Consider the following 20,980-nt stretch of genomic DNA (forward strand, 5'->3'; position numbering starts at 1 on the left):
CGGCTGGGGGACGCCGGGGCAGGCGCGGGGGAAGGGCACGTTCAGGGAGACGTGGACGCTGCGGTGGTGTCCGGAGCACGACCTGGCGCTCATCGAGCACGCCGCACTCGGCACCACCGTCCCGGCCGCCGCCACCCAGCGGGCCAGGGGCCTGGCGGGGACGGAGCCGGTGGCGCTGGCGGAGCTGACGTCCCTGGTCGAGCAGTGCCTGCTGGCCGAACTTCCGGATGCCCTGCCCGAGGTGCTGGCGGCCCTGTCGGCGAAGGCTGCCCTGGACACCGACGTCACGCATCTCATGGCGGCGCTGCCCGCGATGGTCCGGGCACACCGCTACGGCGACGTGCGCGGCACCCCTGCGGAGGGGCTGGCGGCGATCGTACGCTCGATGCTGGACCGCATCTGCGTCGGGCTGCCGGTGGCCGCGACGGGGATGGACGACGAGGCGGCGGCGGGGCTGCTCAAGCACGTGGACGGCGTGCATTCGGCCGTCGCCCTCCTCGACGCAGGCGCGCAGGGCGGCACGGGCGGGCCGCCCGCGGAGGACGGGAGGTCCGGTGGTGACGCGAACGCGGAGGCGGGGTCGCCGAGAAGGCGGTGGCTGGGCACGCTGCGGGGCATCAGCGACAGGCGAGATCTGCACGGGCTGATCGAGGGCCGTCTCACCCGGATCCTGCTCGACTGCGGTGAGCTCGACGACGCCGGCGACCGGATGTCCAGGGCCATGTCACGCGGTCGGCTCCCGGCGCGGGCGGCGGCGTGGGTCGAGGGGTTCCTGGCGGGTGGCGGGCTGCTGCTGGTGCACGATCCTCGGCTGCTCGGCCTCGTGGACGGCTGGCTCACCGGGCTGTCGTCCGGCCAGTTCACCGACGTGCTGCCGCTGCTGCGCCGCACGTTCGGCACGTTCGCCGCGCCGGAGCGGCGGGCGGTCGGCGAGCGGCTGCGCTCGGCCGGCCGTGACGCGGGAGAGCGGGAGGAGACCGTCGACGAACGTCGTGCCGCCCCCGCCGTCGCGACCGTGCTCGCCATCCTCGGAACGCCGAGCCGATGACCGCACGGCGCTCGGCCGCGCCCCCGCGCGCCCGCGTGCGGGGCCGGCGCAACGGTGAGCGGACGAACGTGAGCAGGCGGCGGGGGCCCTCGGGAAAGGTGAAGAAATGAGCGAGGCGGACGAGCGGATGCGCCGGTGGCGGCTGGTGCTGGGCGGCGGCGACGCCGACGGCACGGGATGCGACCTGCGCGGAGCCGACGCGCGGATGGATGCGGCGCTGGCCGCCGTCTACGAGGAGAGCGGCCGCGAGGGCGGGCTGGGCGCGTCGGCTCCGAGGGTGGCCCGCTGGCTGGGCGACATCCGCACCTATTTCCCTTCAACGGTCGTCCAGGTCATGCAGAAGGACGCGATCGAGAACCTCAACCTCACCCGGCTGCTGCTCGAACCCGAGATGCTCGAAGCCGTGGAGCCCGACGTGCACCTGGTCGGCACGCTGCTGGCGCTCAACAAGGTGATGCCCGACCAGGCCCGCGAGTCGGCCAGGGCGGTGGTGCGCCGGGTGGTGGCGCAGCTCGAACACCGGCTTGCGCAGCGGACGAGGGCCGCGGTGACGGGCGCGCTCGACCGTTCGGCCAGGACCCACCGCCCCAAGCGGGCGGCCGACATCGACTGGAACCGTACGATCAGGGCCAATCTGGGCAACTACCTGCCCGAGAGGAACACCGTCGTCCCGTCACGCCTGGTCGGTTACGCCCGCAGGCAGCGTTCGGTGCAGCGCGAGGTGGTGTTGTGCGTCGACCAGAGCGGTTCGATGGCGGCCTCGGTGGTCTATTCGAGCGTGTTCGGGGCGGTGCTGGCGTCGATCCGGTCGTTGAGGACGTCGCTGGTGGTGTTCGACACGGCGGTGGTGGACCTCACCGACCAGCTGCACGACCCGGTGGAACTGCTGTTCGGCACCCAGCTCGGCGGCGGCACCGACATCAACAGGGCCGTCGCCTACTGCCAGGGCCTCGTCACCAGGCCGGCCGACTCGATCGTGGTGCTGATCAGCGACCTGTACGAAGGCGGCGTCAGGCAGGAGCTGCTGCGCAGGGTCGCGGCGATGACGCAGGCAGGGGTTCAGGTGATCGTGCTGCTGGCGCTGTCGGACGAGGGGGCGCCGTTCTACGACCACGAGAACGCGGCGGCGCTGGCGGCGATGGGCGTGCCCGCGTTCGCGTGCACGCCCGACGCGTTCCCCGAGCTGATGGCGGCGGCGATCGAGCGGCGCGACATCGCCCGGTGGGCGGAGCACCACGCCCCGGTCACGGGGTAGGGGTCTCGGCCCTGGCTCCGCGGCGCTACGTCGAGATGTCCTCCGCCAGGTCGCCGGGATGGAGACGTGCATGCCCTGACCGGACCGGCGCCCTGCGTGCCTTAGGTCCAAGTGCCTAGGCCCCGCGCCCGATGTGCCGGCCTGAGGGTTCGCCATAGCTTGCCACCATGACGACGACTGTTGCAGGATCCGCGGCCGCGCGACCGGTCAGTGTGGTGTCCCCGCCCTATCGAGCGATCAGCGTGGGGCTCGTCGCGCTGATCACGCTGACGGCCTTCGAGGCGATGGCCGTGGCCACGGCGATGCCTGTCGTGGCCCGCGACCTCGGCGGCATGCACCTGTACAACCTGGCCTTCAGCGCCACCCTGGCGGCCAGTGTGATCGCGACGGTGCTGGGCGGGCGGTGGAGCGACGTGCGTGGGCCGCTCGTGCCGATCGCCGCCGGGGTGACGGCTTTCGTGGCCGGTCTGTTGCTGTCCGGGTTGGCGTCGACCATGGAGGTGTTCGTCGCGGGCCGGTTCGTGCAGGGCCTCGGGGCGGGATTGATCCAGGTCGCGCTCTACGTACTGATCGCCAGGGTCTATCCGGCCGCGATGCACCCCAAGGTGTTCGCTCTCTTCTCGGCAGCCTGGGTGGTGCCGTCGATGGTCGGGCCCGCGATCGCCGGGCTCGTGGTCGAGAACGTCGACTGGCGATGGATCTTCCTCGGCGTGCCGCTGATCGTCATCCCGGCGGCGTTGCTGCTGTGGCGCGGCACCGTCGGACGCGAGGTGCGAAGCGGCGCCGCCGAGCCCGCCCCCGGCCTGGGCCGGAAGCTCGTGTGGGCCGTGCTGACCGCCGTCTCCGCCGCCCTCATCCAGTACGGCAGCGCGCTCGAACTCGCCGGCCTGCCCCTGCTGCTCGCCGGCATCGTCCTGCTGGCCGTGGCGCTGCCCCGGCTGCTGCTGCCCGGCTCGCTCAAGCTCGCCCGCGGCCTGCCGACCGCCCCCGTACTGCGCGGCCTGGCCTTCGGCGCGCTCACCGCGGCCGAGGTGTTCGTCCCCCTCATGCTGATCAGCGAGCGGGACCTGACCCCGACGGGGGCCGGCATCGTGCTCACCATCGGCGCGCTCGGCTGGTCCACCGGCTCCTGGATCAAGGGCCGCGGCATGATCGGCGACATGACCGCCATCCGCGGCGGCGCCGCCATGATCGCTTTCGGCATCTCCCTCGTGACGCTGGTGCTGATCGACTCGGTGCCGATCGCGGTCGCGTACGTGGCCATGGCCGTCGCCGGTCTCGGCATCGGCGCGTTGCACCCCACGGTGTCGGTCCTGGTGCTGGAGATGTCCAGAAAGGGCGAGGAGGGCCAGAACAGCGCGGCCGTCGGCGTGGGCGAGTCGGTGTTCACCGTCGTGGCCGTCGCGGTCAGCGGCGCCCTGTTCACGGCCACGGCCGGGAACTATCTCACCGGTCTGGCCTTCACCGTCGCGCTGGCGCTGCTGGCCTTCCTGCTGGCCCCGCGTTTTGCCCAGCCCATGGCAGCGGGCACTATGGAAGGAAGCGCGTCATAGAACGACGAGAAATCTCCCTTTCCACCTTCCGCTGACCGGGCACGACCCGGAGGTGAGGGGTGGACGGGAAGGGCTCTCGCCGGTGAGGGGGTTACATGCCGCGAGTGCGGGAGCTGGAGGTCTTCCGGCTGGTTCTGCCGTTCGGCAGGAAGTCGGAGACCCTGCTCGTGAAGCTCACCGACCACGGCGGCATGACCGGCTGGGGCGAGGTGACCTCGCCGCGGCCGAAGACCTGGTCGAGGTTGGAGGAGTCGCTGGCCGCCCTGCTGATCGGCGTCGACTGGGAACATCCCGACACTGTGCCGAGCGGCGACTCCGCCGTCGACATGGCCTGCTGGGACCTGTGGACGAAGATGCGCGGCGTGCCGCTCGCCGAGGCCATCGGCGGCACCCGCACCTCTCTCATGGCGACCGTGCGGCTCGCGCCCGACCTGTCCATCGAGAGCCTCGTGTCCCGGGTCAACCAGCAGGTCTGCGCCGGCTACGGGCACGTCACGCTCGACATCAGGCCCGGGTGGGACGTCGAGCCCGTGCGCGCGGTTCGGCAGGCGTACCCCGCGCTGACCCTCGCCGTCGACTGCGGCAACGCCTACTCCGACCTCGGCCAGCTCGTCGCGCTCGACTCCTACGGCCTGGAGGTCATCGAGCGGCCCTTCGACTCCGGCGACGTCCACGCGCACGCCTCGCTGCAGGACCAGGTGGCCGCCTCGGTCGCCGTCGAGGTCGGCTCGACCGCCGATCTCGACGACTATCTGACGTTGCGCGCGGCGCGGGTCCTGCTGCTGCGGCCCGCCGCGTTCCCGTCGTTGTCGGAGACCAGGCGGGCGCACGACCGGGCCGCCGCGGCGGGCTGGGACATCCAGTGCGCGGGCGGGCAGGGCGCGGGGCTGGCCAGGGCCGCGACGGTGGCGGTGGCGAGCCTGCCCGGGTGCACGCTGCCGTGCGACGTCACGCAGCCGCCGCGGCAGAACCAGATCGTCACCCCGATCGTGGGCGCGAACGCCGGCGTCATCGCCGTGCCGCTCACCCAGTCGGGCCTCGGCCACGACATCGACGAGACCCGCCTGCGCAAGCTCGCGAAGGACACCTTCCACGCGTGACGGCGGCCGGCGCCTCCCCATCGCGCTGACCAGATACTTTCCGCAACGAAGGTCACAGCCCGGCGGAATCTCTTGTAACGGCCGGGGCATAACCTTGGTTAGGGGAGGTCCGGCAGCGACGGTCCGGCGATCGCCGGACCGCTGGAGTGATCATGGCTGAGTCGAACATCGTGAACGACTGCAGGCTGCCGTCGGAGCTGAACAGCTTCGTGGGTCGCCGGCACGAGGTGGCCGATGTCAAACGGCTCCTGTCCGAGTCCAGGCTGGTGACGCTGGTCGGCGTGGGAGGCGTCGGCAAGTCCCGGCTGGCCCTGCGGGTGGCGCTCGACGTGCGCCGAGCCTTTCCCGACGGTGTGTGGCTGGTCGAGCTGGCCGCTCTGGAGGACCCCGAGCTGCTCGTCCAGACGGTGAGCGAGGCCCTCGGGATCCAGGACCGGTCCGTACGCTCCCCGATCGACGTGCTCACCAGCCGCCTGCGGGACGAACACCTGCTCGTGGTCCTCGACAACTGCGAGCACCTGCTGGACGACTGCGCGGTCCTGGCCGCCACGCTCATCCGCGCGGTGCCCCGCCTGAGCATCCTCGCGACGAGCAGGCAGGCGCTCGGCGTCACCGGCGAGCTGACGATGCCGGTGCCGCCCCTCGTGATTCCGGGCCTGGACAGCGAATGCCCGTCCATCGCGTCGCTGCGGCAGTCGGACGCGGTGCGATTGTTCGTTGACCGGGCCCACGCCGTGCTCCCTGGCTTCGAGCTCACCAAGGACAACGGCGAAAGCGTGGCGCGCATCTGCCGCCGGCTCGACGGCATCCCGCTCGCCATCGAGTTGGCCGCCGTGTCGCTCAGGGCCATCTCGGTCGACCAGCTGCTGGCCCGGCTGGACGACCGTTTCCGGTTGCTCACCAAGGGGGCGCGGACCGCCATGCCCCGCCAGCGGACGCTGCGGGCGCTCATCGACTGGAGCTACGGGCTCTGCACCGAGCAGGAACAACTGCTCTGGGCCCGGCTGTCCGTCTTCTCGGGAGGCGTCGACCTGGAGGCGGCCGAGCAGGTGTGCTCCGGCGACGGCATCGAACCGGACGAGATGCTCGACCTGGTCAGCGGGCTCGTCGGCAAGTCGGTGCTGGCCCGCGAGGAGCACGGCACGTCCGTGCGGTACCGCCTGCTGGAGACCATCCGCCAGTACGGCCGCGACCGGCTGCGGGAGTCCGGCGGCGAGCACGAGATGAGGACCCGGCACCGCGACTGGTGCCGCGACCTGGTCGACCACGCGCAGCGGGCCTGGTACGGCCCCGAGCAGCTGGCCTGGTTCGCCCGCCTGCGCGCCGAGCACGACAACATCCGCGCGGCCCTCGACTTCTGCCTGACGACGCCGGGCGAGGGCGAACCCGGCCTGGACATCGCCACGGCCCTGCGCTTCTACTGGATCGCGTCCGGCTCGTTCCGCGAGGGCCGCAGCTGGCTCGACCGCCTTCTCGCCGAGGACCGCGAGCCCAGCGCGGCCCGCGCCCGCGCCCTCGTCGTCGACGCCCGGCTGGCCGTCCTGCAGAGCGACTTCACGGTCGCGGCGGCCATGCTGGACGAATGCCACGCCCTGGTCGAGCGGCTCGGAGAGGAGTCGATCCTGGCCAGGTCCGCCTACGTCGTCGGCTTCTCCGCCCTGCTCCAGCGCGACCTCGACGGCGCGCTCAGCCGGCTCGGCGAGGCGGTGGAGCGCAGCCGCGACGAGGACGACCAGACGGGCGTGGTGAACGCGCTGATCTACCTCGCCACCGCCTACTCGCTCCTCGGCCACGCCGAACAGGCCGTCACGCACTTCAAGGAGTGCATGGAGATGTGCGAGGCGCGCGAGGAGCACTGGTTCAGGTCGTACACGCTGTGGGTGTACGGGGTCGAGAAGTGGAGGCAAGGGGACACCGCGGAGGCGGTCGAGATGGAACGCCTGGCCATCCGGCTCAAGCAGCCCTTCGACGACCGCCTCGGCATCGCCCTGTGCATCGAGGCCCTGGCCTGGATGGCGGCCGGCGACGAACCCGAGCGCGCCGCCGTCCTGCTCGGGGCCGCGCGGGAGAACTGGCGCTCCTTCGGCGGACCGCTGTTCGGCAACCTGTCCGACTACCACGACGCCTGCGAGGCCTCCACACGGGAACGGCTCGGCGGCAGGCGCTTCGAGTCCGCCTTCCGCAAGGGCACGGAGCTCGGCTCCGCCGCCGCGGTCGCGTACGCCATGGGCGAGGACCCGTCACCATGCAAGCAGGCCACAGAACCGTCGCCGCTCACCCGCAGGGAGGCGCAGATCGCCCGGCTCGTCGCCGAGGGCATGAGCAACAAGGCGATCGCCGCCTCGCTGGTCATCGCCCAGCGGACCGCGGAAGGACACGTCGAGCACATCCTGAACAAGCTCGGGTTCACCTCGCGTGCCCAGATCGCCGCCTGGGTCGGCGAGCAGGACCACCGTAACTCCGGGAGTTCCTCATGAAGCCCAACGGCGGCCTGCTGACCGGCGGATCCTCCTTCATCGGCCGAAGACGGGAGCTGTCCACGGCCAGGAAGGCGCTGACCCAGGGACGGCTGCTCACGTTGACCGGGCCGGGCGGCGTGGGCAAGACCCACCTGGCACTGCGGATCGTGGAGCACGTGCGGGGGATGTTCCGCGACGGCGTCGCCGTGGTCGAGGTGGGCACGCTGGAGACGGGCGAGCTGCTGGAGCCGGCGGTGGCCGCGGCGCTGGGGCTGCACGACACGGGCCCCGACCCGATGAACGCGCTGGTGGACTACGTGTCGGGCAAGCGCATGCTGCTGGTCCTGGACAACTGCGAGCACCTGTGCGTGATCTGCGGCCGCTTCGTGGACCGGCTGCTGCGGGCCGCTCCCCGGCTGCGCATCCTGGTCACCAGCAGGCAGACGCTGGGCGTCTACGGCGAACGGGTGCTGCCCGTGCGTCCGCTGCCCGTGCCCGACCCCGGCAGGCCGCCGGGGGAGATCGCCCGCCACGACTCCGTCCGTCTGCTCGAGAGCCGCATGGCGGCCGTCCTGCCCGGTTTCTCCCTGGCCGCGGACAACGCGCACCGTGTGGCCCGGCTCGCCCAGCGCCTGGAGGGTGTGCCGCTGGCGATCGAGCTGGCCGCGGCCAGGCTGCGTACGATGTCGCTCGACCAACTGCTGCGCGAGCTGGACAGGCCCATCGACGTGCTGGCCGCCGACACCTGCGCCGCCGCGCTGCCGCGCCACCACTCCGTGCGGGCGACCACGGATTGGAGCTACGGGCTGTGCTCGCCGGGGGAGCAGCGGCTCTGGGCCCGGCTGTCCATGTTCCCCGCCGGGGTCGACCTGGACACCGCCGAATCGGTGTGCTCCGGCGACGGGATCGACGCCGCCGACGTGCTCGACCTGCTGGCGGGGCTGGTCGACAAGTCGGTGGTGTGCTGCGAGCGGCGGGAGAGCGGGCTCAGATACCGCATGCTGGAGAGCCTGCGCGCGTACGGCGGCGAGCGGCTGGCGTCCTCCGACAAGGACCTGCTGCGCGGGCGCTACGTCGACCACTATGGGGACCTCGTGCGGAACAGCCGGATCGACCGGCTGGTGCCCGACCAGCTCGAACGTTACCGGCGGCTGCAGGCCGAGCTGCCCAACGTGCGGGTCGCCCTCGAAGCCTGCCTGAGCCGGCCGCCACTGGCGCGCGCGGGCCTCGACATCGCCTCGACGTTGTGGTGCTTCTGGCTGCTGGCCGGCTCGCTGATCGAGGGAAGGTACTGGCTGGAACGCGGCCTCGGCCTGGTGCCGGAGCCGGGCGGGATCCGCGCGACGGCGCTCTGGGCGGACAGCATGCTCGCCCTTCGCCAGGGCGACCTCATGAGGGCGCTGCCCAGGCTGGGGGAGTGCCTCGACCTGGCCCGCCGCCCCGGCAACGAGGCCGTCCTGCCGTACGCCATCAGGACCGCCGGCGTCGCGGCCTTCTCCAGCGGGGACCACGAGCGCGGCCTGTCGCTGCTACGGGAGTCGCTGGCCCTGCACCGGTCGGGGGAGAACCTGGACGGCGTCATGCTCAACCTCTACTACGCGGCCGCGTACGGCTCCGTCGGCCACCCTGGGCAGGCCGCAGAGTTCGGCGAGGAGCTGCTCGACATGAGCGAAAAGCACCACGCGCAGGTGTCCCGCGCGTACGCCCAGCTGGCGCTCGGCGTCGTGCGATGGAATCTGGGCGACTGCCGGCGGGCCGAGGCGCTGGTGACGTCGGCGGCCGTGTTCACCGGGGCGGTCGACGACCGCTGGTGCCTCACCCAGTGCCTGGAGGTGCTGGCGTGGATCGCGGGCGCCCGCCAGGACCACTGGCGGGCCGCCGGGCTGATGGGCGCCGCCCACGCGCTGTGGCAGGCGATGGGGGCCTCGCCCGAACGGCTGTGGTACCACGCGGCAGGGCACGAGCGCTGCAGGGAGCAGGCGCGTGGCGCGCTGGGCGGCCGGGCGTTCGCGACGGCCTTCCGCCAGGGGACGCGGCTCGGCCAGGAGCGCGCCGTGAATTACGCCGTCGCGGGGCCGTGAGAGGGCCGTCTCACGTCAGGGCGGCCTCCAGCAGCAGGGCGCCGGCGCCCAGGAGCGCGGCGTCGCGGCCCGCACGCGCCGGCGCCACCTCCAGGTCCCTCGTCGCCAGGGGGAGGCAGCGTTCCCACACGGCTGCCCGGATCGACGTGATCAGCGGCTCGGCCGCCGAAAGGCTGCCGCCCACCGCCACCACGTCCGGGTTGAAGAAGTTCACCAGCACGGTGAGGACCTCGCCGATCCGCCGGCCGGCGTTGCGCACCAGGCTGGTCGCCTCCGGGATCGCGTCGTTGACGAGCCCCACGATGTCGCCGGTGCGGGTCACCACGATCCCGGCCTCCGACAGGGAGGCCATCAGAGCGGCGCCGCTGGCGTAGGCCTCCAGGCAGTCGGGGTGGCCGCAGGCGCAGATGACGGAGGAGTCCGAACGCACGCGGACGTGGCTGATGTCGCCGGCCGCGCCCCGGCCCCGGTGCAGGCGGCCGTTCACGACGACGCCGCAGCCGATGCCCGTGCCGGCCTTGACGACCATGAGGTTGCGGCGGTCAGGCCAGCACCGCGCCTCGCCCGCGGCCATCAGGTTGGCGTCGTTCTCGACCAGGATGGGCAGGTCGTAACGGGTGGCCAGGTGCTCGGCCACCGAGAAGTCGTTCCAGCCCGGCATTCGCGAGGGCGTCACGACCCGCTGGGTGAGCGGGTCCACGGGGCCGGGGACGCCGGTGCCGATCCCGCGCAGCGGCACCGCCGCGGGCACGTGCTCGGCCAGCAGTTCGTCGAACGCGCCGGCTATGCGGTCGAGCGTGGCCCGCGGGCCGTCGGCGATCTCGCAAGACCGCTCCTCGATGACGAGCGGGGTGCCGCTGAGGTCGAGCAGGCCGAGGCGTACGTGGTGGGCGCCGAGGTCGGCGACCGCGAGCACGCCGGCCGTGTCCGACAGGCGCAGCCGCCGGGGCCGCCGGCCGCCACGCGAGGTGCCGGAGCCCTCCTCGGCGAGCAGGCCGGCGTCGAGGAGCTCTTCGACGCGCAACGACACGCTGGACGCGGCCAGGCCGGATAAACGCGCGAGGTCCGCGCGTGACTCGGCCCTGCCGGTGGCGACGAGTCGCAGCAGGTCGCCCTGTGCCCCCTGCACGGGCAGCCGCTGGTTCATGTGAAAATACCTACCATGTGTCGACTTCAGACGACAACGTATTGACTTGGTGCGAAATATCCGACTACGGTCCGGCTTATCTTCGATATCGAAGGAAGTGAGCTGTTCATGAAGAGGTTTGTCGCCGCCGCCGCGTTCGCGGTGTTAACCCTGGCGGCCTGCGGTGAGTCGAGCAGCCCAGCCGTGCCGGGAGAGCCCCGCAGCAGCGGCCCCGACGTGCTGGCCGAGGCGCCGGTCGCGACGGCGGCCGAGATCCTGCCCGGCTCGACCATGGAGAAGATCAAGAAGCGCGGCGAACTGCTCGTGGGCGGCTCGCTGGACGCTCCCCTGCTCTCCCAGCAGAACCCCGTCACCGGCGAGGTCGAGGGATTCGACGCGGAGATGGGCAGGGCGCTGGCCAAGTACATCATCGGCGAGCCCAAGGTGAAGATCGTCAACTCGGCGTCGGAGACCCGGGAGGCGCTGCTCGCCAACGGCACCGTGGACGTCGTCTTCCAGACGTACACGATCACCGAGGAACGCGCGAAGCAGGTGTCGTTCGCGGGCCCGTACTACACCTCGGGTCTGTCGATCGCGGTGAAGAAGGGCGCGACCGGCATCGCCAAGCCGGAGGACCTGAACGGCAAGAAGGTCCTGGCGGGCGCGAACACCCCGGCGATCCCCGCGATCAAGAAGCTGGCGCCGCAGGCGGAGATCATCACGTTCGGCAGCGACCCCGAGTGCGTCCAGGCGCTCAAGCAGGACCGCGGCGTCGCGTACGTGCAGGACGAGACGATCCTCATCGCCGACGCCAAGGCCGACCCGGCCATCGAGATCGTCACCAAGCCGTTCACCGAGGACCCGTACGGCATCGGGCTCAAGCACGGTGACGACACGTTCAAGAAGTTCCTCAACGACTGGCTCAAGAAGACGCAGGACGCCGGGGTCTGGCAGCAGATCTGGAAGAAGTCCATCGGCACCGTCGTGACCGGCGAGGCTCCCCGGCCGCCGCGGATCGGCTCAGTGCCGGGGTCCTGATGTCCGTCCTCCTGGAGCACCTGCCCGAGCTGTGGCAGGGGCTGGTCGTGACGTTCCAGCTCACCGCCGGGTCGTTCGCGGGCGCGGCGGTGCTGGGCGTGCTGGTGTGCGCCCTGCGGGTCAGTCCTGTCAGGGTGCTGCGCGCCCTCGGCACCGCCTACGTCGAGACGTTTCAGAACCTGCCGCTGCTCGTGCTGCTCGTCCTCGCCTTCTTCGGCCTGCCGGAGATCGGCGTCCAGGCCGGCCTGCTGGTGACGGCCGTCGTGGTCATCGCCGTGTACGAGGGCGCCTACGTCGGTGAGGCCCTGCGCTCGGGCGTGAACGCGGTGTCCAAGGGCCAGGGCGAGGCCGCCAGGGCGATCGGGCTCACGTTCGGCCAGTCGCTGCGGCACGTCATCCTGCCGCAGGCGCTGCGCACGGTCGTCCAGCCGCTCGGCAACATCTTCATCATGACGACCATGAACACCGCACTCGCCGCGGCCGTCGGCGTCGTCGACCTGACGGCCGCGGCCAACCGGGTCAACCTCGTCGAGGCGCAGCCGATCCCGATCTTCGTGGGCGCGGGCACGGCCTACGCCCTGATCGCCGCCTCGGCCGGGTTCGTCACCGGGAGGCTCGAACGCAGACTGGTGATCCTGCGATGACCACCCTCCGGCCACTTCCAAGGCGGTCACCCCGATGACGAGCACCGCGCTCTTCGACGAGCCGGGGCCGAAGGCCAGAAGGCGCATCCGGATCGCGACCGTGCTCGGCACGCTCGCCGCCGTCGCGCTCGCCGCCCTGGCCGTGCGGCAGTTCGCCGCCAACGGGCAGCTCGACGCGGCGCGCTGGCAGCCGTACGCGACCTGGCCCATGTGGCGCTACCTCCTCGACGGCCTGTGGTCCACCTTCCTCGCGGCCGTCGTCTCCGCGGCGCTGTCCATGGCGCTCGGCCTGCTGCTGGCGCTCGGCCGGCTCTCGCCGCGCCGGTGGGTCCGCCTGCCCGCCGCCGGATACGTCGAGGTGGTCAGGACCATCCCGGCGCTGCTGCTGGTGTACGTGGTGCTGTTCGCGCTGCCGCGCTACGGCATGGACCTGCCGCTGTTCTGGAAGCTGGTCGTGCCGCTTACCGTCTCGAACGCGGCCGCCTTCGCCGAGATCTTCCGCGCCGGCATCAACGCGATCGAGCGCGGCCAGACCGAGGCGGGCCTGGCCGTCGGGCTCACCCGCTTCCAGACGATGCGGCTGATCGTGTTGCCCCAGGCCGCGAGCCGGGTGCTGCCGTCCATCGTCAGCCAGTCCGTCGGGCTGCTCAAGGACACCTCGCTCGGCTTCATCGTCAGCTACGGCGAACTGCTCTACAGCGGCAAGGTCCTGGCCGCCTACAACCATCTGGTCATCCAGACGTATCTCGTGGTCGCGCTGATCTACCTGGTCGTCAACGCGTCGCTGTCCAAGCTGGCCCGCACCCTGGAGGCCCGCCGGCCCGCCCTGCCCGCAAGGAGACCCGCACGTGCCTGAACTCGCCCTGCTCGCCGAGGTGATCCGGTCGGGCTTCGTGGAGAGCGTGCACTACGGCAGCGCCGTCGGTCTCGGCCCCTCCGGGCGTACGGAGGTGGCGCTCGGCCCGGTCGGCGCGCCGGTGCTGCCGCGCTCGTCGGCCAAGCCGTTCCAGGCGCTGGCCTGCCTGACGGCGGGCGCCGCGCTGGCGGGGCCGAGGCTCGCCGTCGCGGCGGGCAGCCACACGGGCGAGGACTTCCACGTACGTCTCGTCCGCGAGCTGCTCGGCGACTACGGCCTCGGCTTCGACGCGCTTGCCTGCCCGCCCTCGTGGCCCGAGGACCAGCCCACCATGCGCGAGCTGATCAGGCAGGGCCAGGACGTCTCGCGCGAGCGTATGAACTGCTCGGGCAAGCACGCCGCCATGCTCGCCGCCTGCGTGGCGAACGGCTGGGACGTACCCGGTTACCTGGCTCCCGAGCATCCCCTGCAGCTCCACGTCCGCACCGTGACCGAGGAACTGGCGGGGGAGAAGGCCGCGCACGTGGCGATCGACGGATGCGGGACGCCGCTGTACGGGCTCACGCTGACCGGCCTCGCGCGGGCCGTGCGGGGGCTGGTGGCCGCCGCGCCCGGCAGCGGGCCGCGCCAGGTCGCCGACGCGATGCGCGAGCACCCCGAGTACGTCGGCGGCACCGGACACCAGAACACCGGCCTCATGCGGGCGTTGCCCGGCGCCCTGGCCAAGGGCGGCGCGGAGGGCGTGCTGGTCGTGGCGCTGGAGTCGGGACATTCGGCGGCGGTGAAGGTCATCGACGGCAGCCCGCGCGCCACCACCGCCATCGCGCTGGACGTGCTGCGCATGATGGGTTGCGACGTGGGCGGGGCGGCGGCGTACGAGCGGGTGGACGTGCTGGGCGGCGGCGTGCCGGTGGGCCGGATCGCCACCAGGCTGTCCTGACCGGCCGGTCGCACGCCGGTCGCACGCCGGTCGCACGGCGGTCGTGCTACCGCCGGTTCGGGCTCGCCGGTCGCGTCGTGGCCGGTCAGCCGTTCGCCAGCGCGGAGCCGCAGCCCTCCTTGAGGCCCGTGGCCGGATCGTCGCCGGCCTTCTTCTCCGTCGGCCCGGCGGTCGTCGCGGTGGTCGGCTCGGCGGTCTTCCTCGACGGCCGCTCCGCCTTCCCGGTCGGCTCCGTCGACGGGGTGGCCGAGGCGGCGACGGCGGGCTTGGTGTCCTTCGAGTCGCGGATGGCCTTGTCGGCGACGTCTCGGATCTTGTCCCAGTCGGGGTAGCCGGTGTTGATGAGCGGCGGCACGAACTGCACGCTGGACACGTTCGCGTTCTTGACCTTGAGCGCGAGCGGCACGAGGTGCTTGAGCATCGGCCGCGGGATGTCGGTCCTGATCAGCTCTTTGGTGGCGAGCGCGATCTTGTTGAACCTGGTCAGCACCGTCGCCGGGTCGGCCTGGTCGAGGATGGCGCCGAGCACGCAGCGCTGCCGGCGCATCCGGGTGTAGTCGTCGCTGTAGGTCCGCGAGCGGGCGTACCACATGGCGTCGGCGCCCTTGAGCTTGCGCGTGCCGGCCTTGACCAGGCCCTCGTTGTACCTGCCGAACACGACGTCCTTCTCGACGGTGAGGATGACACCGCCGATGGCGTCGATGAGGCGGGCGAACCCCCACATGTTGACCAGGGCGTACCAGTCGACCTTGACGCCGAGGGTGTAGCCGATCGTGTCCATCAGCACCTTGGCGCCCTGGTGCTCCTTGCCGCCGAAGATCTCGGGGTGGCTGTCGGCGTACTCCCAGACGCTGTTGAGCAGGTCGCTGCGCCCGCCGCCCGGGTCGGCGGGAAGGCGGAAGCCGCCGGGGAAACGCTCGGCCATCGGGGTGCCGGGGCGGAAGCGTACGTCCTCCAGGTTGCGCGGCAGGCTGAACAGCACGGTGTTGCCGGTTTCCACGTCGACGCTGGCCAGGTTCATGCTGTCGGTACGCACGCCGACCCTGTGGTCGTCGGCGTCGCCGCCGAGGAGCAGGATGTTGACCCGGCGCCGGCCCGCCCACGGGTTCTCCGGCTCCGGCTCGGCCGCGACGGGCCCGTCGTCGCCGTCGTCGGCGGGCTGCTGGAAGATGCCGTCGAGCGTCTGCTGCGAGGTCCAGACGAACTGCGCGACCAGCCCGAACGGCACCACGACGGTGACGGCGAGCAGCCCCGCGAGCGTGCCGGTGACGATCTGCCCGGCCTGCGGCAGCCGCCCTGGCCGCAGCACGACGAACGAGTGCACGATGAGGGCGAACCACGCGACGCCCAGCGCGGACGCGCCGACGAGGATGGCCGTCAGCCAGGAGTCCTCGGTCAGCGAGCCGAGCAGGTTGTCGGTCAGCAGGCCCAGGGCGAGCAGGCCCAGCAGCAGGGCGGCGTAGCAGGAGAGCAGCGCGAGGCCCGTCCTGCGCCATCCGGCGCGCAAATGGGCGGCGCCGGGCGCGAGTGCCCCCAGCACCAGCCAGCCCAGGATCGCTCGGGCGCTCATCGGTTCCCTTGCCTGCCGCACGCCTTCCCCGTTTCCCCGCGTTCTCCACCATAGGCGCGATAGCCGCATCCTGTGGTGGACCCGCCGGTGCGGCTCGCCGAGGACACGGAGATCGCTGCGCTGAGGCAGGCCGCTGACGTGGCCCGTCTCAGGTCTGATCGAGGCGGCAGCCTACGCAAAGAATACGAAATGTCTCCTTATCGGAGGATGAACATCAGGAACCGAATAAGATTCGGGTCATGGCCTTCGCCGAGACCGGGTGCGAGGTGAGCGATCGCGTCGCCACCGTGACGCTGCGCCGGCCCGAACGGCTCAACATGTGGTCGGGCCTGTCGGCGGCCTCGCCCTGGGAGGCGCACGCGGCCGACTCCCGGCTCATGACCGAGCTCGGCGGCGTGCCCGACGCGGTCGAGGGCGTCAGCGCCTTCCTGGAGAGACGGCCCGCCCGATTCCCCATGACGGTCAGCCAGGATCTCCCGCCCGGCGTGCCGTCGTGGCCCGACGATCCTTATGGTGTCTGATGTGTACGAGACCACCGTGCTGCCCCTGCCCGACGACTTCGAAGGCCCGGTCGTCGCGACGCTGGTCGCCAGGCGGGCCACCACCCCCACCCGCAGGGCCGTGCTCTACCTGCACGGGTTCACCGACTACTTCTTCCAGCACCACCTGGCCGACCACTACGTCGGCCGCGGCATCGACTTCTACGCCCTCGACCTGCGCAAATACGGCCGCTCACTGCTGCCCCACCAGACCAGGGGCCTGATCAGGAGCGTCACCGACTACTTCCCCGAGATCGACGAGGCCGTCCGCATCATCAGGCAGGACCACGACGAGCTGACGATCAACGCCCACTCCACCGGCGGCCTGATCGCGCCCCTGTGGGCCGACCGCGTGCGGGGCCGCGGCCTGGTGCAGGGGCTCGTGCTCAACAGCCCGTTCTTCGACCTCAACGTGCCCGCGCCGCTCCGCATCGCCGCCGACCTGCTCAAGACGCCGCTGTCCTACACCCGCTGGGTCATCCCTCTCGGCGCCGGCACCGTCTACGGGCAGACCCTGCACCGCAGCCTGCAGGGCGAATGGGACTACGACCTGGAGCTCAAGCCCCTGCACGGCTTCTCCGTGCACGCCATGTGGCTGGCCGCCATCCGCAGGGCGCAGCGCCGGCTCCACGCGGGCCTGTCGGTGGACGTGCCGGTGCTCGTGCTCACCTCGGCGGCGGGTCTGCGCGTACGCGACTTCGTGCCGGAGGCGCGCACGGCCGACATCGTGCTCGACCCCCGGCACATGGCCCGCTGGTCCACCTCGGTCGGACCGCACGTCACCTGCGTACGCATCACGGACGGTCTGCACGACCTGGTGTTGTCGGCCGAGCCGGTGCGCAAGCAGGTGTTCGCCGAGCTCGACCGCTGGATGAACGCCTTCGTCTACCAGGGGAACGAGAACAGCCCGTAGTAGGCCGCCGCCACCATCAGCAGGCCGGTGCCGCCCAGCACACCCGCGATCGCCACATGCTGCCAGCGGCTCGGCCGCATGCCCTCGCGCAACGCCGACACGAGCGCCGCCACCGCCGTGACCTCCTGGATCAGCATCCACACCGCGAGCACGCGTACGACCAGCCAGCCGGCCAGCACGGCTGGCCAGGCACCCGCCTGGTTCACCGAGAACAGCACCAGCAGCATGATGAACGCCACCACCGACACCAGCAGGCCCAGGCTCGTCCACGCGATCCTGCTGAGCCGGCGCCGCAGCGGCGGCCAGAGGCGGGCGTTGGCCTCGGCGGTGACGCCCGCGCGGCCGCGCAGGCGGACGACCATGGCGGCGACCGGCCCCGCCACGTAGCCGACCGCCGCCAGGCAGATCGTCAGGCCCAGCATCGTGCCGCCCGCGTACCAGGGAGCGGCGGGCACGTCGCTGGCCTCGAACCGCTGGACCGGGGTGGCGCCCGCCAAGTGCACGGACGGCTCGGCGGTGTCCGGCAGGCCGAGGATCCAGTTGGCCATGGTCTCCAGGTAGCCCTGGGTGAAGTCGCCGCCGTTGACCCGCATGGCGTGGTCGCCTTCGGCCATGAAGCGGATCGTGTAGTCGTCGTTGCCCGCCTTCTTCATCGCCGTGATCAGCGCCTGGGTGGACTCGACGAAGGGGATCGAGGGGTCGGTGGTGCCGTAGAACGCGAGGACCGGCTGCTCGACCTGGCTTAAGGCCGGCATCGCGTCGTAGCGCAGGAAGTCGAAGCCGACCCCGCCCATCGCCCTGGTCAGCAGGTCGCGTACGCCGATCGGGGCGTGCAGCCTGAGCAGCTGCTCGTTCAGCGCCCACGCGACCTGGCGCAGCGGGGAGACGTTCGGGGACGACACCATCACCAGGAACTTCACCGCGGAGCTCTTCGCCGCCGCGATGGGCACCACCCAGCCGCCCTCGCTGACCCCCCACACCCCGATGCGGGCGGGATCCACCTCGGGACGGTCGCGCAGGTACTCCACCATGCGCAGCACGTCGTCGGCGAGCAGCCCGAAGTCGCGGTCGCGGAAGTTGTAGCCGATCGTGCGCTTGTCGAAGGCGATCGTCACCACGCCCGCCGCGGCGAGGAACTCCGCCTGCGGCGCGAACTCGGTGCGCGATCCGTTGCCCGACCCGGACACGAACACCATCGCCGGATGCCGCCCTGGAGTCGCCGGCGCCCGGAGCGTTCCCTCAAGGCGCTGCCCCTCGCCCGCCACCGAGACCTGCTCCCTGCGCACGGAGGCGATCGCCGCCACCGGCTTCAGCTCGGCGGCCGGCTGCTCCGGGATCGACTGGAAGGCTGGATCGGCCTTGAGCGGCGGCGGGTCGAACGCGGGTGGCAGGACGTATCCGACGGTCGCGAGAGCCACCAGCACCAGACCGGCTGCCACGCTCAAGGTGCCACGGCCCGTGCGCATCGGCCTCCCCATGTGCGTTGGTTTGCCCGCCGATCGTCCAGCGTACTCCCGGCGCGTGAGACAGGTGAGCCCGCATTTGTCGGCGAGAACTGTTAGCTTCCTGCGACATGCGCATCCTGCACACGTCCGACTGGCACCTCGGGCGCTCACTCCACCGCGAGAGCCTGCTCGCGGCGCAGGCGGCGTTCGTCGACCACCTCGTGGAGACGGTGCGGGCCGAGCGGGTCGACGTCGTGGCCATCGCCGGCGACGTCTACGACCGGGCGCTGCCGCCGGTCGACGCGGTCGCCCTGCTCGACGACGCGCTGGCCCGTTTGCGCGGCTCGGGGGCGCGGGTGGTGCTGATCAGCGGCAACCACGACTCGGCGCTGCGGCTCAGGTTCGGCTCGGCGTTGTTCGAGACCGCGGGGGTGCACCTGCGCACCCGCCCCGGCCAGGCATGGGAGCCGGTGATGGTCGGCGACGTCGCCTTCTACGGCATCCCCTACCTCGAGCCCGAGCTGGTCCGCGCCGGCTGGGAGCTGCCCGACCGCAGCCACACCGCGGCGCTCACGCACGCGATGACCCGCGTCAGGGCCGACGCCGCCCGCCACCGCGCCTGCGTGGTGCTGTCGCACTGCTTCGTCACCGGCGGGCAGGCCAGCGACAGCGAGCGCGACATCAGCGTGGGCGGGGTGGCCCACGTGCCCCTGCCGGTCTTCGACGGGGTCGGCTACGTCGCGCTCGGCCACCTGCACGGGCGCCAGCGCATGTCCGAGACCGTGCGCTACTCCGGATCGCCGCTGGCCTACTCGTTCTCCGAGGCGGGCCAGGTCAAGGGCTGCTGGCTGGTCACCCTGGGCGAGGAGACCGAGTTCGTGCCCGCGCCCGTGCCCCGGCCCGTCGCCACCCTGAAGGGCCACCTCGACGACCTGCTGACCTCGCCGCGGCACGCCCGCCTCGAAGACCACTGGCTCCACGTCACCCTGACCGACGCCGTCCGCCCCAAAGCCGCCATGGAGCGCCTGCGCTCCCGCTTCCCCCACACCCTCGGCCTGGCCTTCGAGCCGGAAGGCGCCGCCCCCGCAGTCCGGCCCGCGCGCCTGAGCGGGCGGCCGGAGGCCGAGGTCGCCCTCGACTTCGTCCGCGAGGTGCGCGGCGAGCCTGCGGCGGCCGAGGAGGAAACCCTGCTAAGACAGGCGATCGAGGCGTCGAGGGTGAAGGAGACGATGGCATAGATGCGGCCGCACCGGCTCACGTTCACGGCCTTCGGGTCCTTCCCCGGCGCCGAGACCGTCGACTTCGACGCCCTTGCGGAGGCCGGCCTCTTCCTGTTCCACGGGCCCACAGGCGCGGGCAAGACCACGATCCTCGACGCGCTCTGCTTCGCCCTCTACGGCCAGGTCCCCGGCCAGCGCAACAGCGCCCGCAGCCTGCGCTGCGACCACGCCCCGCCCGCGACAGGGCCCTCGGTCGGCCTTGAGGTGACCATCCGCGGCCGGTTACTCCGCATCCAGCGATCACCCGCCTGGCAGCGGCCCAAGCTGCGTGGTGCCGGCTTCACCGAGGAGAAGGCCAAGGTCGTCGTCTCCGAGCGCCGGGGGTCGTCGTGGCACGGGCTGACCACCCGGCTCGACGAGGCCGGGCACCTGGTGGGGGAGCTGCTCGGCATGAACGCCGACCAGTTCTGCCAGGTGGCGATGTTGCCGCAGGGGGAGTTCGCCAGGTTCCTGCGGGCCGGCGGCGACGAACGCGCCAAGCTGCTGGAGCGGCTGTTCACCGTCAAGATCTTCACCCAGGCGGAGGCGTGGCTGGCCGAACACCGCACACTGGCCTGGCGCGAGGCCCAGGAACTGCGGCAGCAGGTCGACTTCGCGATCAAACGCGTAGAGGAGGCCGCCGGCGACACCCTCCTCACCGCTCCCGGCCCGGCCTCACCGGCGTCGGCCGCCGCGCCCACGGAAGGCGCCGCCGCCCGGAATCCCGGGTCCGGCGGAACGGGGTCCCGGGAGCCGGCGAGCGGGGGCCCGTGCGCTCAGGCGGGGGACGCCGGGCGGCTCACACCGGAGGCCGACCCGTTGCGCTGGGCCGGAGCACTGCTCGACGCCGCACGGGCGGTCGTGGAAGGAAGCGCCGAGGAGCAGGCCGCGGCGGGGCGGGCGCTGCGCGCGGCCCGCGAACGTCACGAGCAGGCCGCGAGCCTCGCCGACCGCCGGCGCCGCCACGCCGAGGCGCTCGCCCTCCGCCGCACCCTCGACGAGCGCGCCGATGAGAGAGCCGACCTTCAGGCCCTGCTCGACGACGCCGCCAGGGCCGACCGGGTCATGCCGCTCATCGCCGCCGTCAGACAGCGTGCGGAGGCCGCCGCCAAGACCCGCACCCTGGCCGCGGACGCCCTCGCCCGAGCCCGCCC

The 20,980-nt window shown here is 72.1% G+C and carries 17 protein-coding genes; 14 read left to right on the top strand and 3 right to left on the bottom strand.

Going from position 1 to position 20,980, the window contains the following annotated elements:
• The 6 genes from E1267_RS32295 to E1267_RS32320 form a co-directional block, all read left to right on the top strand.
• Nucleotides 1-1,048 (top strand): DUF5682 family protein (locus E1267_RS32295; RefSeq protein WP_246064393.1); only part of this gene is annotated, 1,048 nt, incomplete at its 5' end.
• A 106-nt stretch (nucleotides 1,049-1,154) separates the two neighbouring features.
• Entirely contained in the window at nucleotides 1,155-2,303 is a 1,149-nt protein-coding gene (locus E1267_RS32300) for a VWA domain-containing protein (protein WP_132338147.1), read from the top strand.
• A gap of 167 nt (nucleotides 2,304-2,470) precedes the next feature.
• Entirely contained in the window at nucleotides 2,471-3,856 is a 1,386-nt protein-coding gene (locus E1267_RS32305; protein ID WP_246064394.1) for an MFS transporter, read from the top strand.
• Nucleotides 3,857-3,951: 95 nt separating this feature from the next.
• Complete coding sequence (locus tag E1267_RS32310) at nucleotides 3,952-4,956, top strand: enolase C-terminal domain-like protein (protein ID WP_165959920.1); 1,005 nt, start codon at nucleotides 3,952-3,954, stop codon at nucleotides 4,954-4,956.
• A gap of 152 nt (nucleotides 4,957-5,108) precedes the next feature.
• Complete coding sequence (locus tag E1267_RS32315; protein ID WP_132338149.1) at nucleotides 5,109-7,433, top strand: ATP-binding protein; 2,325 nt, start codon at nucleotides 5,109-5,111, stop codon at nucleotides 7,431-7,433.
• On the top strand, nucleotides 7,430-9,496 hold the full coding sequence (locus E1267_RS32320) for an ATP-binding protein (protein ID WP_132338151.1): 2,067 nt from the start codon (nucleotides 7,430-7,432) through the stop codon (nucleotides 9,494-9,496). The genes E1267_RS32315 and E1267_RS32320 overlap by 4 nt, the downstream gene beginning before the upstream one ends.
• Before the next feature lie 10 nt (nucleotides 9,497-9,506).
• Here the strand turns inward: E1267_RS32320 and E1267_RS32325 are convergent, their stop codons facing one another.
• Nucleotides 9,507-10,643 (bottom strand): ROK family protein, encoded by a 1,137-nt coding sequence (locus E1267_RS32325; RefSeq protein ID WP_246064395.1) that lies wholly within the window; start codon nucleotides 10,641-10,643, stop codon nucleotides 9,507-9,509.
• A 108-nt stretch (nucleotides 10,644-10,751) separates the two neighbouring features.
• On the opposite strand from E1267_RS32325, the gene E1267_RS32330 reads away from it, so the two are divergent.
• Genes E1267_RS32330 through E1267_RS32345 form a run of 4 tightly spaced genes read left to right on the top strand, consistent with a single transcriptional unit; the run spans nucleotide 10,752 to nucleotide 14,100 of the window.
• Nucleotides 10,752-11,660, top strand: coding sequence for a glutamate ABC transporter substrate-binding protein (locus E1267_RS32330; RefSeq protein ID WP_132338153.1), 909 nt, complete (start codon nucleotides 10,752-10,754; stop codon nucleotides 11,658-11,660).
• Nucleotides 11,660-12,304 carry an amino acid ABC transporter permease gene (locus E1267_RS32335; protein ID WP_132338155.1) on the top strand — a complete coding sequence of 215 codons (645 nt, stop codon included), beginning with the start codon at nucleotides 11,660-11,662 and terminating at the stop codon, nucleotides 12,302-12,304. Before E1267_RS32330 ends, E1267_RS32335 begins: the two co-directional genes overlap by 1 nt.
• A 34-nt stretch (nucleotides 12,305-12,338) precedes the next feature.
• Nucleotides 12,339-13,160, top strand: coding sequence for an amino acid ABC transporter permease (locus tag E1267_RS32340; protein ID WP_132338157.1), 822 nt, complete (start codon nucleotides 12,339-12,341; stop codon nucleotides 13,158-13,160).
• The gene (locus E1267_RS32345) at nucleotides 13,153-14,100 is read left to right on the top strand and encodes an asparaginase (RefSeq protein ID WP_132338159.1); all 948 of its coding nucleotides are present in this window, start codon (nucleotides 13,153-13,155) and stop codon (nucleotides 14,098-14,100) included. The genes E1267_RS32340 and E1267_RS32345 overlap by 8 nt, the downstream gene beginning before the upstream one ends.
• An 85-nt stretch (nucleotides 14,101-14,185) precedes the next feature.
• On the opposite strand, the gene E1267_RS32350 is transcribed toward E1267_RS32345, so the two are convergent.
• Nucleotides 14,186-15,670, bottom strand: coding sequence for an LCP family protein (locus tag E1267_RS32350; protein ID WP_132338160.1), 1,485 nt, complete (start codon nucleotides 15,668-15,670; stop codon nucleotides 14,186-14,188).
• 239 nt (nucleotides 15,671-15,909) lie between these two features.
• On the opposite strand from E1267_RS32350, the gene E1267_RS32355 reads away from it, so the two are divergent.
• Together E1267_RS32355 and E1267_RS32360 are read left to right on the top strand one after the other, a co-directional pair.
• On the top strand, nucleotides 15,910-16,191 hold the full coding sequence (locus tag E1267_RS32355; RefSeq protein WP_181957872.1) for a Clp protease/crotonase-like domain-containing protein: 282 nt from the start codon (nucleotides 15,910-15,912) through the stop codon (nucleotides 16,189-16,191).
• Between the two features lies 1 nt (nucleotide 16,192).
• Nucleotides 16,193-17,122, top strand: a complete 930-nt coding sequence (locus E1267_RS32360; protein ID WP_132338162.1) for an alpha/beta hydrolase — start codon at nucleotides 16,193-16,195, stop codon at nucleotides 17,120-17,122.
• Here E1267_RS32360 and E1267_RS32365 read toward each other — a convergent pair.
• The gene (locus E1267_RS32365; RefSeq protein WP_132338164.1) at nucleotides 17,095-18,588 is read right to left on the bottom strand and encodes a prolyl oligopeptidase family serine peptidase; all 1,494 of its coding nucleotides are present in this window, start codon (nucleotides 18,586-18,588) and stop codon (nucleotides 17,095-17,097) included. The two genes, E1267_RS32360 and E1267_RS32365, sit on opposite strands and share 28 nt — an antisense overlap.
• A gap of 107 nt (nucleotides 18,589-18,695) precedes the next feature.
• Between E1267_RS32365 and E1267_RS32370 the strand changes: the two genes are divergently transcribed.
• Both E1267_RS32370 and E1267_RS32375 read left to right on the top strand, forming a co-directional pair.
• On the top strand, nucleotides 18,696-19,805 hold the full coding sequence (locus tag E1267_RS32370) for an exonuclease SbcCD subunit D (protein ID WP_132338166.1): 1,110 nt from the start codon (nucleotides 18,696-18,698) through the stop codon (nucleotides 19,803-19,805).
• Nucleotides 19,806-20,980 (top strand): AAA family ATPase (locus tag E1267_RS32375; protein WP_132338168.1); only part of this gene is annotated, 1,175 nt, incomplete at its 3' end.

The sequence above is a fragment of the Nonomuraea longispora genome (genome assembly GCF_004348345.1).
GTDB lineage: Bacteria > Actinomycetota > Actinomycetes > Streptosporangiales > Streptosporangiaceae > Nonomuraea > Nonomuraea longispora.